The sequence below is a fragment of the Alicyclobacillus suci genome (assembly GCF_017329615.1).
GTDB classification, from domain to species: domain Bacteria; phylum Bacillota; class Bacilli; order Alicyclobacillales; family Alicyclobacillaceae; genus Alicyclobacillus; species Alicyclobacillus suci.
Window position 1 is genome coordinate 1 of sequence record NZ_JAFMTW010000035.1, and the last position, 14,665, is coordinate 14,665.

At 52.9% G+C, this 14,665-nt stretch carries 12 protein-coding genes; 4 read left to right on the forward strand and 8 right to left on the reverse strand.

Annotated elements, in window-relative coordinates; all coding sequences use genetic code 11:
• Window positions 1-439: 439 nt before the first annotated feature.
• The 3 genes from J3482_RS14790 to J3482_RS14800 all read right to left on the reverse strand — a co-directional run bounded on the left by J3482_RS14790 (window position 440) and on the right by J3482_RS14800 (window position 3,712).
• Window positions 440-1,423, reverse strand: a complete 984-nt coding sequence (locus J3482_RS14790; protein WP_146824323.1) for an inorganic phosphate transporter — start codon at window positions 1,421-1,423, stop codon at window positions 440-442.
• Between the two features lie 12 nt (window positions 1,424-1,435).
• A complete protein-coding gene (locus J3482_RS14795) occupies window positions 1,436-2,047 on the reverse strand; it encodes a DUF47 domain-containing protein (protein WP_146824324.1) in 612 nt (203 codons plus the stop codon).
• A 273-nt stretch (window positions 2,048-2,320) separates the two neighbouring features.
• Entirely contained in the window at window positions 2,321-3,712 is a 1,392-nt protein-coding gene (locus J3482_RS14800; protein WP_146824350.1) for an amino acid permease, read from the reverse strand.
• A gap of 218 nt (window positions 3,713-3,930) precedes the next feature.
• Between J3482_RS14800 and J3482_RS14805 the strand changes: the two genes are divergently transcribed.
• On the forward strand, window positions 3,931-4,575 hold the full coding sequence (locus J3482_RS14805) for a DUF2306 domain-containing protein (RefSeq protein ID WP_206922619.1): 645 nt from the start codon (window positions 3,931-3,933) through the stop codon (window positions 4,573-4,575).
• Between the two features lie 92 nt (window positions 4,576-4,667).
• The gene (locus J3482_RS14810; protein WP_021294989.1) at window positions 4,668-5,645 is read left to right on the forward strand and encodes an aldo/keto reductase; all 978 of its coding nucleotides are present in this window, start codon (window positions 4,668-4,670) and stop codon (window positions 5,643-5,645) included.
• A 95-nt stretch (window positions 5,646-5,740) separates the two neighbouring features.
• Here J3482_RS14810 and J3482_RS14815 read toward each other — a convergent pair whose 3' ends face one another.
• The 3 genes from J3482_RS14815 to J3482_RS14825 all read right to left on the reverse strand — a co-directional run bounded on the left by J3482_RS14815 (window position 5,741) and on the right by J3482_RS14825 (window position 9,603).
• Window positions 5,741-6,412: an SGNH/GDSL hydrolase family protein gene (locus J3482_RS14815; RefSeq protein ID WP_206918526.1), complete on the reverse strand. Its 672-nt coding sequence runs from the start codon at window positions 6,410-6,412 to the stop codon at window positions 5,741-5,743.
• Window positions 6,413-6,438: 26 nt separating this feature from the next.
• A complete protein-coding gene (locus J3482_RS14820) occupies window positions 6,439-8,133 on the reverse strand; it encodes a M3 family oligoendopeptidase (RefSeq protein WP_499706831.1) in 1,695 nt (564 codons plus the stop codon).
• Between the two features lie 84 nt (window positions 8,134-8,217).
• Window positions 8,218-9,603: an amino acid permease gene (locus J3482_RS14825; RefSeq protein ID WP_328702713.1), complete on the reverse strand. Its 1,386-nt coding sequence runs from the start codon at window positions 9,601-9,603 to the stop codon at window positions 8,218-8,220.
• Between the two features lie 200 nt (window positions 9,604-9,803).
• Between J3482_RS14825 and J3482_RS14830 the strand changes: the two genes are divergently transcribed.
• Window positions 9,804-10,574, forward strand: coding sequence for a GntR family transcriptional regulator (locus tag J3482_RS14830; protein ID WP_206922621.1), 771 nt, complete (start codon window positions 9,804-9,806; stop codon window positions 10,572-10,574).
• 97 nt (window positions 10,575-10,671) lie between these two features.
• A complete protein-coding gene (locus tag J3482_RS14835; RefSeq protein WP_146824329.1) occupies window positions 10,672-11,601 on the forward strand; it encodes an ArsR/SmtB family transcription factor in 930 nt (309 codons plus the stop codon).
• A 55-nt stretch (window positions 11,602-11,656) separates the two neighbouring features.
• Here the strand turns inward: J3482_RS14835 and J3482_RS14840 are convergent, their stop codons facing one another.
• Window positions 11,657-13,198, reverse strand: a complete 1,542-nt coding sequence (locus J3482_RS14840) for an AMP-binding protein (RefSeq protein ID WP_206922622.1) — start codon at window positions 13,196-13,198, stop codon at window positions 11,657-11,659.
• 36 nt (window positions 13,199-13,234) lie between these two features.
• Window positions 13,235-14,665, reverse strand: coding sequence for an MFS transporter (locus tag J3482_RS14845; RefSeq protein ID WP_146824331.1), 1,431 nt, complete (start codon window positions 14,663-14,665; stop codon window positions 13,235-13,237).

Below are 14,665 nucleotides of genomic sequence, written 5' to 3' on the forward strand. Positions count from 1 at the left end.
GACCGACCGATATCCACTATATGTAAGGCGCTTTAGCTGTACTGCGATGCTGATTCTTTTTTCACTTCAACCAAAAACGCCATTCTGCAAAACGCTCAGTTAAAAAAACGCCCCGTGCATAGCACCAAATTCTCGTCTGTATATCAATAAACTTGTGAGATATGTCAATACTATACTATGTGCGAAACCGTTTTTCCATACGAAAATGCATCTAAAATGAAAGCGTTGTACTAAATTTCGGTCGAAACCGTTTTTTGATCCCGCCTACGCGGCGCAATTTGTGGCGCTACCACCACGAATATTTTCGCTTTCCCGAAAACATGCATCCGTATATCGCTGTGCTAAAACGACAGACAAAAAAAACTGCAGCCCCCAGGCATCGACATAGCGGTGCAACGTGGGCAAACTGCAGTTTGCTTTATCGGGATTCGAACCTAAATTACAGAAGAAACAGCCGAACAATGATGGCTGCAAGACACCCGCTGATGGGAATCGTAATCAACCACGCAATCACGATGCGACCTGCGACACCCCAGTGAACTTGGTTAAACCGTTTCGCGGCGCCCGTCCCCATAATCGAGGAGGAGATGACATGTGTCGAACTGACCGGCAGTTTCAAAAGTGTAAACCCGAAAATGATAATAGAACTCGTCAAGTCGGAAGCAAAACCGTTCATCGGCTCGATTCGAATAATTTTCGACCCGACCGTTTTAATGATTCTCCAACCGCCCGTCGCAGTTCCGCACCCCATCGCAACAGCACAGACGAGCTTGACCCAAAATGGAATGTTCATGGTCGTCTGAAAGCCACCTGCAATCAGGGCGAACGTAATGATACCCATTGTCTTTTGGGCGTCGTTGGTTCCATGCATAAAAGCTTGGACACCCGCCGTAACCATCTGTAAATAGCGGAATGGCCGATTCACCCGATGCAATGACCGCGCGCCAAACAACAGCCGAAAGATCCACATAATGACGTAGCCTAAACAGAACGCCGCAAGCGGAGAAATCACCAACGCTTCAATAATCGATAAAAACCCCGAATAATTGATGGCGTGAAAACCAGCAGCCCCAATTACAGCGCCTGAGAGTGCGCCAATCAAAGCGTGCGACGAAGAACTGGGTATGCCGGCGCGCCAAGTGAACAAATTCCAGGCGATTGCCGCGATGATAGCCGCAAGCACGACGATAGTACCATGCGGGACATGCAGCGGATCCGCAATTTTACCACCGATGGTCTTAGCCACACCTGTAAACGTCAAGGCACCGATTAGGTTCATCGTACCAGCTAAGAAGACGGCAAAGCGCGGAGATAGCGCCCTCGTCGAGACACTCGTCGCAATTGCGTTGGCTGTATCGTGAAAGCCATTCGTGAAGTCAAAACAAAGCGCTAAAATGACGACGAGCACAATCAGTGCCAACATGTAACATCCCGCCTACGCATTCTTTAAGATGACGGATTCAAGGACATCTGCGACATCCTCACATCTGTCTGTCACATCTTCGAGGATCTCGTACACTTCCTTGAGCTTAATAACCTCCAAGGCGTCCGTGTATTCGGCGAACAACGTTCTAAGCGCTGCCACAAGCAACTGGTCTGAATGCTTCTCCAACACGTTCAAGGCCTTAATATGGTCGCGGAGCTGCACCAGTTTCCGGTCATGCAATTTGCGAATCGCTTCCGTGATTTCGACGGCACTCTCGCGAATATCTTTCGCGAACTCGCGCATCGTTGGGGTGATTTCCTTGATGTTGTACAAGTTAAAACGAACGGTTACTGCGTATATGCCGTCGATAATATCGTCCATCGTGACCGCCAGCTCCACAAAGTCCTCTCGCTCGAGCGGCGTGATATACGTGTTATTGAGCAAGGTGATGAGACGTCCTATGAGGTCATCGCCCGTCTCTTCGTATGTCTTCATCCGCGTGGCCAATGAACCAAAATCCGTTGTCGATGACAGTTCCTTCTCAAACGTCTCCGTCGCCGTTTGAATGTTTTCGGCAATTTCGACCAGGAACGAAAATAGTTGCGTGCTGCGCTTTGCCAAAACTGAGTCCCCCCAAAATGACATCCGTCGATAAGAAACTACACGAAGTTCGTAAATTGTTCTTTAAGAAATTATTAAGATATTGTAAACAAGCATCCTACCCACCTCGTTAAATAGGCGAATGTCTATACAAGATGCCCCGGAACCATGAAGAACGTTGCAGGCCATTCTCCATGCGACGCCTTTCCATGGCCGACCTTACCATCCTCGCAGGACGGTCAAACTTTGTCAAAGCGTGTCGCAGAGATCAGAACTCTCGGTTGCGCTATTGAGTTACTCTGTTGCATCAAAGTCGCATTCCTGAAGTGGAATCACCTTCGTCTTACGCACCAGTTTGTACCCAATCCAAAGCACCAAGAACAGCGGCACACCCACATAGGTCGCAATGACACCCGCCCATTGTACGTGGCCGCCGGTAAACGCAGTGTAGTCTTGACCCACGATGACAACCATGCACAAAATCGTCGCGAACAGCGGCCCAAACGGATACCATTTCGCGCGATACGCCAACTCCCGCAAATCTCGCCCCTGCGCCACATAGGCTCTGCGAAAACGCCAGTGGCTAATCGCAATGCCCAGCCACGCGAGAAAGCCAGTCAAACTGGCGGCGTTCAACATCCAGTTGTAGACGACCCCGTTGCCATAAAGTGAGGCCAGAAACGCGACAAATCCAATGACCATCGTTACCATCAGTGCATAAATGGGAATCCCTTTCCGCGTCAGCCGCGCGAATACGCGTGGCGCCTTCCCTTCTTTCGCCAAGGCCCACAACATCCGGGTCGAGGCGTACACAGCCGAGTTGCCCGCGGACAAAACTGCGGTCAAAATGACCGCGTTCATCACGGACGCTGCAATTGCCAGCCCGGCTCGCTGCAAAATCAGCGTAAAGGGGCTGACCGCCACATTGTTCACGTCACTTTTTAGCAAGTTCGGATCCGTATACGGAATCAACATGCCAATAACGAAAATCGCCAATACGTAAAAAATCAAAATACGCCAGAACACCTGCCGAATGGCGCGCGGCACGTTTCGCTTCGGGTCATCACTCTCGCCCGCCGCCAAACCAACCAACTCTGTACCCTGAAACGCAAATCCAGCAGCTAAAAACGTGCTAAACGTCGCTAGTGCCCCACCGTGAAACGGCGAGCCGCCCAAATTAAACGTATGAAAGCCTACAGCACGGCCTGTGAACACACCAAAAATCATCAGCACGCCAACCACTAAAAACACGATGATGGTCAAAACTTTTACGCTGGCAAACCAAAACTCTCCCTCTCCGTACCCCCGCACCGACACCACGTTGAGCAGCAGCAGGAGAACGAGAAAAATGGCGCTCCACAAAATCGGGGAGGAGTTGGGAAACCAGTATTTCATCACAATACTGCCCGCCGCCAATTCGGCCGGTACCGTCACCGCCCACGTGTACCAATAATTCCAGCCAAGTGCGAAGCCGAGGGCCGGATCGACAAACCGAGACGCATAACGCTCAAAGGAGCCCGCAACGGGCATAAAGGTCGCCATTTCACCAAGCCCCGTCATCACAAAGTAGACCATGATGCCAACGACGATATATGCCACGAGCGCCCCGCCAGGCCCTGCGTCGCTGATGGATGAGCCACTTGCGACAAAGAGACCTGTACCGATGGCGCCACCCATTGCAATCATCGACAAATGGCGCGATTTGAGTCCCCGCTGAAGATTTGTAACTGACGTTTGCGCCGTCGTATGTACCTCGCGAGGGTCTCCGTTCACTTTGGTTTTCACTTGCAATCCTCCATATCACTCGCGAAAATGCTAAAGAGTGCTGTTCTGAAACAATGACCCAAATTACTATAGTAGATTCCGCATAGTTATGCAGCAAGGAATTTGTTGGAGGTATCGCCTTGTACCGATGGTTTCTGGGGGGTTTGACCGCCCTCTCCTTATTCTGGGTAGTGAACGCACTGCTCACCACATTTATGTTTGACCCGGCCGACATCCACATCCTCATTCACAAACAGTTACCGCCACACTTTCACCGCCATTTATGGCAAGAGGTGCTGGGGCTACATGTCATCTCGTCGTCGTGCACTATGCTGCTCGGCCTCGTCGGATTGCTTCGCCGACCGCTCCCTCGCTTCCGTCGAATCCACCGGGCAAACGGATATATATACATTGTCGCTGTTTGCATCGCCGCACTGAGTGCAGGCTATTTAGCACCGCAGGCGACAGGTGGGGAATGGACGAGTTTCGGATTCAACGTGTTTGAGGCCGTCTGGGTCATTACCACCGCGATAGCATACATCAAAATTCGTCAGCAACAGCGACGCGCGCATGTGGTGTGGATGCTTCGCAGTTATTCACTCGCCTATTTCAACACCGGTATCCACCTATGGTTCATGATTCTCCACCGCGCGTTTTCTATCCCATATGATGTCGCCTATACCAGTTCCGTCTGGTTGGCGGGGCCAACTGTCCTCCTTCTCGCCGAATGGGTGAATTGGCGTTTCGTCCGACGTACCATGGCACCCGACCGAAATTTTCATTAAATACGCCTCTTGCTAAAGCGATTTCTTTGAATCTGCGCCAACGTCCGATATCATAGAATTGCTAGGATCATTCTAGAAACTGAGGTGAGATGATGGAGTACACAAAGTTGGGAAGAACCGGTCTGAATGTCAGCCGTCTGTGTCTGGGCACGATGAATTTCGGACCCGAAACGGACGAAAAAGAGGCATTCCGCATCATGGACGCCGCGCTCGACGCAGGCATCAACTTCTTCGACACGGCCAACGTCTACGGCGGTGAAGGCCATCGCGGGCGCACCGAAGAGATTATCGGGCGCTGGTTCGCACAAGGCGGCGGTCGACGCGAACGCGTCGTACTCGCTACGAAAGTCTACAATTTTATGGAGGATCCGCTCGATGGCCCGAACGGCGGACGTGGCCTGTCTGCGTACAAGATTCGCCGCCATTTGGAAGGCTCGCTTCGCCGCCTGCAGACAGATCATGTGGAACTCTATCAAATGCACCATGTCGATTTAAGTGTTGGTTGGGACGAACTATGGGGCGCCTTCGAGGTCGCGATTCAGCAGGGGAAAGTTGGCTACATCGGATCCAGCAACTTCGCCGGATGGCACCTGGCCGTCGCACAAGCTGCTGCCAAGGAACGCCACTTCCTCGGCCTCGTCTCCGAACAACACAAATACAACCTCCTCACGCGCGAACCCGAATTGGAAGTGTTGCCAGCGGCACTCGGCCACGGCATTGGCGTCATTCCATGGAGCCCGCTTGAAGGGGGCTTGCTCGGCCGCAACGCCTTGACGAAATCCGGCGCGCGCAGTGCCCGTGCACAAGACCGCGTGGAGAAACTACGCCCACAACTTGAGGCGTTTGCCAACCTCGCCAAGGAACTCGGTGAACACCAAGATACCATCGCCCTGGCTTGGTTACTGACGCACCCCGCAGTGACGGCGCCGATTATCGGCCCACGCACACTTGCACAGTTGGAAGACTCTTTACGGGTCGTCGAACTCAAGCTTACCGACGACGTCCTTGCGAAACTGGACGAAATCTTCCCGGGTCCCGGAAAACCGGCGCCGGAAGCTTACGCCTGGTAATCCTGCAACGCGCCGAAAACGCATAAGACGCACATATGTAAACCCCCCCGCTTGGGCCGCCGCATCATCGGCACCCAACGGGGGGGTTCGTCTGTTCAGGCAATGTATTCTGGCGTACCTTGCCACTCAAACCCTATAGCAGCCAAAAACGCGCGTGCTATGACGACGTGACCAGCCAAATTTGGATGAACTCTGTCTCGCGACCACGCTGCCGTATATAATTCGGACAAGACCGCGTCAAATGCCGCTTGCACATCGACAAACGTGGCACCGTGCTTGGCAGCGATGGCGCGCATCGATTCGCCATATGCATCCACCATGCTCCGCATGGCATCGTTTTTGTTCGTCTCTAGATAAAATGGGCTGAGTAAATAGACGTGCCGAACGACGGGTTTCGTCGATGCGACCAGCTCGTCTAACACCGCTTCATAGGTCTCGCGATGAACGTGCGCCTCCAGCATAGTCGGTTGGTCAAAGTGTCGCCAGACATCGTTGACACCAATCATCACACTGACGTAATCCGGTTTCTGGTCCAACACATCCGCTTGCCAACGCGCTTGCAGGTCAAGCACCGTATTACCGCCAATCCCTTTATTGACCACTCGGATGCCATGAGCCGGATAGACTGCCTTCAAAAACGCGTCAACGACACTGACATATCCATTGCCAAGTGCTTCAAATGCCCCTTCCCCACCTGGCCGTTGGCGACCGCAGTCCGTAATCGAGTCACCAATCATCAACAATTTGCTCCTAGGCTCCAGTTTCATCTTTTCCTCCCTGCCCTTCACAAACGCTAAAATTGACGGTCGTCCACACCGTCGAGCCAAGCTTCAATCTGCCCGATGACGGAAGCCACACAGCCGTCCTCAAACGGTGACTGCAATCCACCCTCGCGAACAATTTCCAGGAACGACTGGCTTCCACCTAGCTTGCAGATCTTCAGATAATCCTTCCAAGCCGCCTCGCGATTTTCATTTGCCCGTGTCCAGTATTGAAATGCGCAGATCTGAGCAAGCGTGTAATCGATATAGTAAAACGGATAAAGATAGATATGTAGTTGCCTCTGCCAATAGCCGCCGCCTTCCAGAAAGGCGTTGTCTTGATAATCTCGATGTGGCAAATAAACCCGTTCAATCCGCCGCCAGGCTGCCTTTCTCTGCGTTGGCGTCGCATCCGGATGGCTATAGACGAAATGTTGATACTCATCGACAGCAACGCCATAAGGGATAAACAAGAGCGCCTCCGCGAGGTGCATAAATTGAAATTTCTCCGTCTCTTCTTTAAAGAACAAATTCATCCACGGCCAGGTGAAAAACTCCATACTCATGGAGTGGATTTCGGCAGCTTCCGACGTTGGAAACGCGTATTCCGGAACCAGGTAATGGCGGCTGGCGTAGCCCTGAAACGCATGTCCCGCCTCGTGGGTAAGCACCGTGACATCCCCGTACGTGCCATTGAAATTCGAGAAAATGAACGGTGCCTTGTAGTCTTGAAACGTCGTACAGAAACCGCCGACCGCTTTCCCCTTTTTCGCCACCAAATCCAGCAACTCCGAGTCCAACATAAACTGAAAGAACTCGTTCGTCTCCGGTGACAACTCCGAGTACATCTGTTTTGCCTGCGCGACAATCCAGTCTGCGTCACCCTTCGGCGCCGGATTGCCAGTCAAGAACGACAAGGCCTCATCGTAATAACGCAGCGGGTCAACGCCAATGCGCACCTGTTGACGCGCTCGCAATTTTGTCGCGACAGGGACAATCAACTCGCGTACTTGTTTGCGGAAATTCGCGACCATCTCTTGGTCGTAATCCGTTCGCGTCATCCGGAAATAGCCCAGTTCAACAAAATTCTCATAGCCAAGTTTGCGAGCAATCGCCGTTCGCACATGTACCAATTCGTCGTAAATTTTGTCAAACGTTTCGCTGTGATCCTCAAAAAATCTCCATTTCGCCTCTGCAGCCCGTTTGCGCACGTCCCTATCTGGACTCGATTCAAATGGCACCATCTGCTCCAGCGTCCACATCTGACCCTCAAAAACGATCTCGGCCGACGCCATCAAATCGACATATTGGCTCGCAAGCTCATTTTCCCTCTGCAAATCAGCCATCACATCAGGACGAAACGTCTTGAGCGTCACTTCGGCGACACGCAGCAACTGCTCCCCCCACCTATCCGCCAACTCCTGGCGGAACGGAGACTCGACTATCGCCTGATAAAACAACTGATTTAAAGCCTCAATCCGAGGTGAGTTCTCGTCAAAAAACTGCTTTTCCGCTTTATAAAATGCATCGCGTGTATCGATACTGTTGCGCACTTCCACCAAGTTGCTCATGGTAGACAGCCGACTGCGCAACTTGAGAATTTCCTCAATTCGGTCATTTTGAGCTGCGGCGCTCGTCGCTTCCCGCAGTTGCTGCACCAGCGACTGAAACTGTTTCTCAACCGCTTCCATATCCGGTCGCTCATAGACATACTCGCTAAACTTCAACGCGCCACGCTCCTAACCGCATTATTTGTTCACCCTTTATGAACATCCCTATCTTATCACACGACGCGCGTGACAAACTATCACCTACACCATCCGCTGCCTTACCTTCGCACGTACCCAGTGAAAGAGCCAAAGCGCGAAAAGAAAGACAACCCCAGCGAACACCGACACCCTTGTCAGCGGCGACCACACAATAAACACAAACGTACCTATCAGCAAAATCATGCCGACGTAAGACCAAATGGGCACCGGCTTCGACACACCTGCCACACCGCGCCGTAAGAGCTTACGATAACGCACGTGTTCAAGGAGGATGACAAACCAGGTCCACAAGGAGGCAAATGCAGAGGCGCTGGTGATCCAAACGTAGGCGTGGTTGGGATCGAGATACGTAATCAGAATACCCAGGGAAATCGCGAGCGCTGTCGTCCAGACCGCAAATGCAGGCACTGCACGACGACTTAAACGAGAGAAGCGGTTGCTGAGTAGCGCCTGATTTGCCATCGAGTAAAGCATCCGACTGCCACCGTACAAGCCTGTATTACAGGAGGAGAGTCCAGCGAGAATGATGATGAGATTGACGAGCCCGGCCGCAATCGGAATGCCCACGCGTGCAAACATCAGCGCGTATGGACTGCCGCTGTGGTTTGCCAAATACGTCCATGGGAAGGCGCAGAGCATGACGAACATTGATCCGATATAGACAATCAGCACCCGCCACGTGACCGCGGAAAACGCGCGGCGCAAATTATGCTTTGGCCGCGCCGACTCACCGGCCTCCACAGCAAGGGTCTCGATGCCACTGTACGTCTGCACGACAAGCGACAAGGCCATCACCGTACCCATGATGCCATTCGCAAAAAATCCGCCGCCTGTATACAAATTGGCGACGCCAAGCGGTCCCCCTTGATGAAAGAGCGGGGTAGCCATCATGAGGACGCCAAACAACATAAATACACCAACCGCCAACAATTTTAGCACGGAGAACCAATACTCGATTTCACCAAACACCCGCACCACTAAGAGATTACTGGTGGTAAACAGCACGAGCGCGCACAATCCAGGCACCCAAGCCGGGACGCTCGGAAACCAAACCTGAATCAGCTTGCCAATCGCGGAGAGTTCCGACATCACCGTCGCCACCCAATAAAACCACCACATGCCGGACGTCACGAACCCCATACGCTCACCGAACAGCCGTTTTGCGTAGATGCTAAATGATCCCGCTGCAGGCTCTGCAATCGTCATCTCCGCGAGCGCACGCATGACGATAGCGACCATCACGCCACATACAACAAAATCCAATAGCACGGCTGGGCCTGCCAACTGCACGGATACCGCTGATCCATAAAACAGCCCGACCCCAATCACACCGCCGAACGCAAGCATTTGAATATGTCTTGTTTTTAGACTTCTGCGAAGCCCATGTTGTCGCTTATGCGTGTCCACCGTTTCGCGCACGCCTGTCACGCGCATCCACCCTTTCGCCTGAAACTATGACATCCCGTCGTATTTGCAAAAAGTCCGTTACCTTTATGAGTAGCGGTGGACGAGCGGACATAGAACAGCTGATGGACAGGATTTACAAAAACTTTACCGGAAGCTATCACGCACTTCACACCAGCCTGTTACGCTGGAATGTGGAACCATTCGACCAGGAGGTGTTCGGGATGCATCGCTATTTGGAAATCCGCAACCAGATTCTCAACCGTATCCAGAACGGCGACTGGTCGCAGGGGATGCAATTACCCAGTGAAACCACGCTGGCGAAAGAATATCACACGACCCGCGTGACCATCCGTCGCGCACTGCAGTTGTTGGAGCAAGAACACGTCCTGACCTCTCGCCAAGGAATTGGGCGTTTCGTCGCACAGTCGACGACGTCAAAGGCGGCGGAGCTAAGCCGATTAGTGGACTGGCGGCAATTCATGCGAGAGCCGAATCAGGATTTGCGCACAGTCACCATTGCCTCACATGATATCACGCTGAGCCTTGAATACGCACACTGGCTGCAGTGCCCCGACGAGACGGCCGGCTATCAGTTTGTCCAGTCCCGTATTTGTGCAAATCAGACAGTCTCCATGTCCATCTCCATCTTCTGTCGGGAACAACTACCGACGAAAAGTAGCGATGGCGCGTTGCTCGATGCGCTAAAACGTCGTGAGGAAATGTCGAAGTACGCGGAATCGGATATTCTCATTCCGGATGAGAGTGATCCATACGCAAGCTATTTACAAGACTGTGAGGGAGACTCGGCCACACCGATTCTCATCTTGCGGCAGTTGTTCTTGGATTGGCGGCACATGCCCCTCTTTCTCCGCTACGATTATTTGAATCTACGCGTCTTCTCCTTACACGTGACGCGCGAGAAAGAACCACCTACGCAGCCCGACGTATCGCGGGCGCCCCACCACGCCTTGCCCCGGTTGGCGACGTCTTAGCTGACCCTTGCCGGCGTGCGCCCTGAACCGCCGTTTCGCATCCCATGGCGTACAGGTATAATCTGTGTAAGAGACGCGCAGGAGTGGAGCGACCGACATGGGATATGAGATAGAATTTGACGCGAGTCCAGCCTATGAATTGCTGTCGAGCCTGAATCTGTTCCTGTTTAATAAGGGAATCAATGGAATGAAAAACCTCTTTACAAAGCGAATGAATGGTCCATTTCGCAAGGCTGTAACGCCACACCTAGCAGGCGCCAAACAGGGACTAGCCGCTGAAGCGCTAGCCATCCTCATCTGGCAGTGCCCTGACAAAACAGACACAGCCTCGTTTATCGACTGGTTCGCGGCGCTCGATGTCGATGAACTGCACGAGCGGCTTCATCCCCATGTCAAAAACTTATCACGCCTCATTCCAAGTGTAGCGGAATGGCAACCCAAGGCTATACACTGGATGCAGGTTTGGCACCATCACTATTTCAGCGAATTGGAATCAAACTGGACAAAGCGCGCAACAGAGGACCTCTCATTGAAACAAGCCGATTTAGCGCAGACCCCCAATCAGACAGACTTCGTCGAATCTGTGCTTCAGGGTGTCTATGTTGAGGTGGTTCCCAAACTGAGCAGGGTTTTGTTGATACCAGGTGTTCACTATGCACCGGCGAATTTGAGGATGGATTTTCGCGATACCCTACTGTTTGTCTATCCCATGTCGACGAGTGTGACAGAGTCCGGTACGCGCGTGATGGCAGATCTCTCCCGAATGACGAAGGCGCTGTCGGATGAAGTGCGACTTCTGATTCTATCCAATCTGTCCGTCACACCCGTTCGCTTTACGGACATCGCGACGCAAACCGGATTGCCAAAAAGCACGCTCCACAATCACCTGATTCATTTGCGTGACGCGGGTTTTGTCCGCGTCCATGCCCACTTAAACAAAACCGATAGGTATAGCCTACGGCACCAAGCATTTTCCGAATTAACCGAAACGCTAAATCGCTTTCAAGCACAACTTCGTTCTGAATAACACCTACCCATAGAAAAACCCGCCTCAACTGAAGCGGGTTTTTTATCTACCCTGTTTAAGCGAACAAATGTACTTGGGTCGCATCGTGCAGCAAATGCTTTTGTACTTTCCCAGTCGGTCCCACCGGAAGCGACTTAGCGACAAAAATCTCAGATGGACACTTGTGATGTGCCAGCGAAGCTTTGCACAACTCGCCCAGTTCGTCGACCAATTTGCCGCTCGCGGCAGCCTGTTCATCGACAGGAACCACATAGGCGACCACCCGTTCTCCGTACAGCGCATCCGGCACACCAATCACTGCGGCCCTATCGACCGCGGGGTGGCCGTTTAGCACATCCTCAATTTCGCGCGGACTTAATTTCTCGCCAGCGCGATTAATAATTTCCTTCACACGCCCCGTGATAAACACGTAACCGTCGTCGTCGCGGTAGCCTAAATCACCTGTGAAAATCCACCCAGGCCACTTGGAGGACGAGTTTGCCTCCAAGCCGACGTACGATTCGATGACATTCTTCCCACGAATCACAATCTCGCCAACCTGCCCGGCTCCTAACGGCCGCTCTTGGTCATCCAAAATTTGCAGTTCGAGCCCGAATGGCTTGCCAACGGACCCCGTTTTACGGAGTGCCGGCGGCAGCGGATTGATACAGATCTGCCCGGCCGCCTCGGTCATACCATACGATTCGACGACCGGAACGCCAATCGCCGATTCGAACCGCTTTTTGATAGCAGGGGCTAGGGGGGCGGAGGCGGAGCGGATAAAACGAAGCCGATGCGCAGGCACCTTGGTCTCGAGCTTCGAGAGAATCGAGAGAATCGTTGGCACAGCAGATACCCAGGTCACACCGTGCGTCGAGATGTCGTTCCAAAAACGAGAGGCGTGAAAACGGTCTACCATCACAATCCGGCCGCCAGAGACCAACGAGGAAAGCAAGACAATCACCTGCGCGTTGATGTGAAACAGCGGTAACATACAATAGGTGACATCTTCTTCGGTCAGTTGGTGGCTGTTGATGACATTGTCGGTTGCGTGCAACAGGTGCCGATGCCGCAACAACACACCCTTGGGCTGGCCGGTCGTGCCAGACGTGAACATCAGTACCGCCGGGGCATCGTCGTCAGGTGCATCCGATTCGTGCGCTTCCTGCGCCGACTTCATGCTGCCATCCGACAGCGCGGTTAACACAATCGGTTCCATCGCGCTGTCGGGTGGCGCAATCTCGGTCGTGTTCGAAAGCCCTCTGGCTTCAAGCACACTTTGCCATACCTTGTACTGCGCAGGCTGTAGGAAAACGGCCTTCGCCTGCACACGCGGCAGCAGGCGCTCCAATTCCGCTGCTGGCATTTTCGGGTTGACTGGGGAGATGATGACACCTGACTGCAATAATGCAAGGTAAACAACCGCAAATTCATAAGAATTCGGCAAGCCGATGAGGACCTCATCGCGCGCGCGAAGACCAGTCTCATACAGTGTGCTGACGACGTGTAATACATCTCTGCGCAGTTCCGATGTCGTGTGCCATGTATCGTGGTCGAACAAGATAGGGCGGTTATCAGCCGCCAAAACCTTTTCTAAAGATGCTACTAGTGTGGACATGTCGCTCCCCCTCGCAAAAATGATTGATTAGCCGCGTTAGCGCGACGAAACTTGTTGGGTGAATGTTTCTCTATCCAGTCGACTGAACGACAACTTCGTTCCAGCTTCCTCCATTTGTACCTTTGCCGTCTCTCTGCCAAAAAAGAAAAATGGCAGGTTAAACAGAATGAGCACGACGGCGACGCCGAAGAAAATCGGGCGGTTGCCATAGGTTTGCAGAAGAAACGGAATGAAGTAAGTGGTCACGACCCCACTGAGGGTTCTTGCAGTCATTTCGTTTAGGTATACACCGCGACCGCGCAACTGCGTTGGGTACTGTTCTGCAACACACAGCTTCGCCACGGGGAAGATGCCAAGACCGAAAAACGCCGTCAGACCACCAGCAAGGAACACCACTGCGGTCGATGAACCAAACGCAAACAACAGGCACCCTGTGCTGGCCAGCACCACATAAACCGCCAGAATGGTCTTACGACCAAGCTTGTCGGATAGGAATCCTTGGGCCACAGAACCAAACCCGGCGACAACCATCATCAATCCCGAGTATAGCAGCGCGGCGCCATTCCCCGTTCCGCGGCTCTCCAGCAACTTCGGACCAAAGACTTGTAAGATATAAAACAAGATGAGCGCCGCAGTCAATTGCATTGCCATCATCAATCCACGACTCAAAAACGGCTGCGCCACCATCGTACGCAGTGGCAATCGCTCTTCCTCTTCAGACTGAGCCAGCAACACACGCGTGCGCTCATCGGACAGTTTCGCATCGTGCGGCAACTTGGCTTCGTCCTCCAAGCGTTCCACCAACCGCAAAACCTCTACCTCGCGGTTTTGCTTCAACAAATAACGCGGGGATTCCGGGAGCCATAAAAACAGTGGAATCAGCAACAAGAGAGGCACGCCACCGAGGATAAAGGGCACACGCCACGCAAAACTCGCAGGGAACGTATCCAGCGCCCACAGCGAAGCCAAATTTGGAACCACGTACGCCGCAGTCAAAATACCGTTCGAGAACCCAACGCTGACCGCCCGTTGCCGACTACGCACAAACTCCGACAGAAACAAATACGGCATCGGCAGCACAGCGCCTTCTCCGACACCCGCCAAAAAGCGGATAAACAGCAGGGACCAGTAGTTCGGCATCAGCGCACCTGCCAACGTCAGAACAGAGAAAAACAAAATGCCCAAGAGGACGACGCGGCGCCGACCAAATCTATCCGCCAATAATCCTGACGGAATCATTCCGACGACGACACCGAACGTCGAGGCGACTGCCAGCAGACCTTGTTGCCAGTTCACGAGCGCCCAATCCTTTTCGAGCGTGCTCAACACTGGACCGACGATACCAATGTCAAACGCTTCTGCGAGCCACACAAACGACAACAAAATGATGATGCCAACAACCGTTCTCGTCACCGGGATGCGATTGAGTCTCGACAATAAATTGACGTGGGTAGGATTTGCTGACAT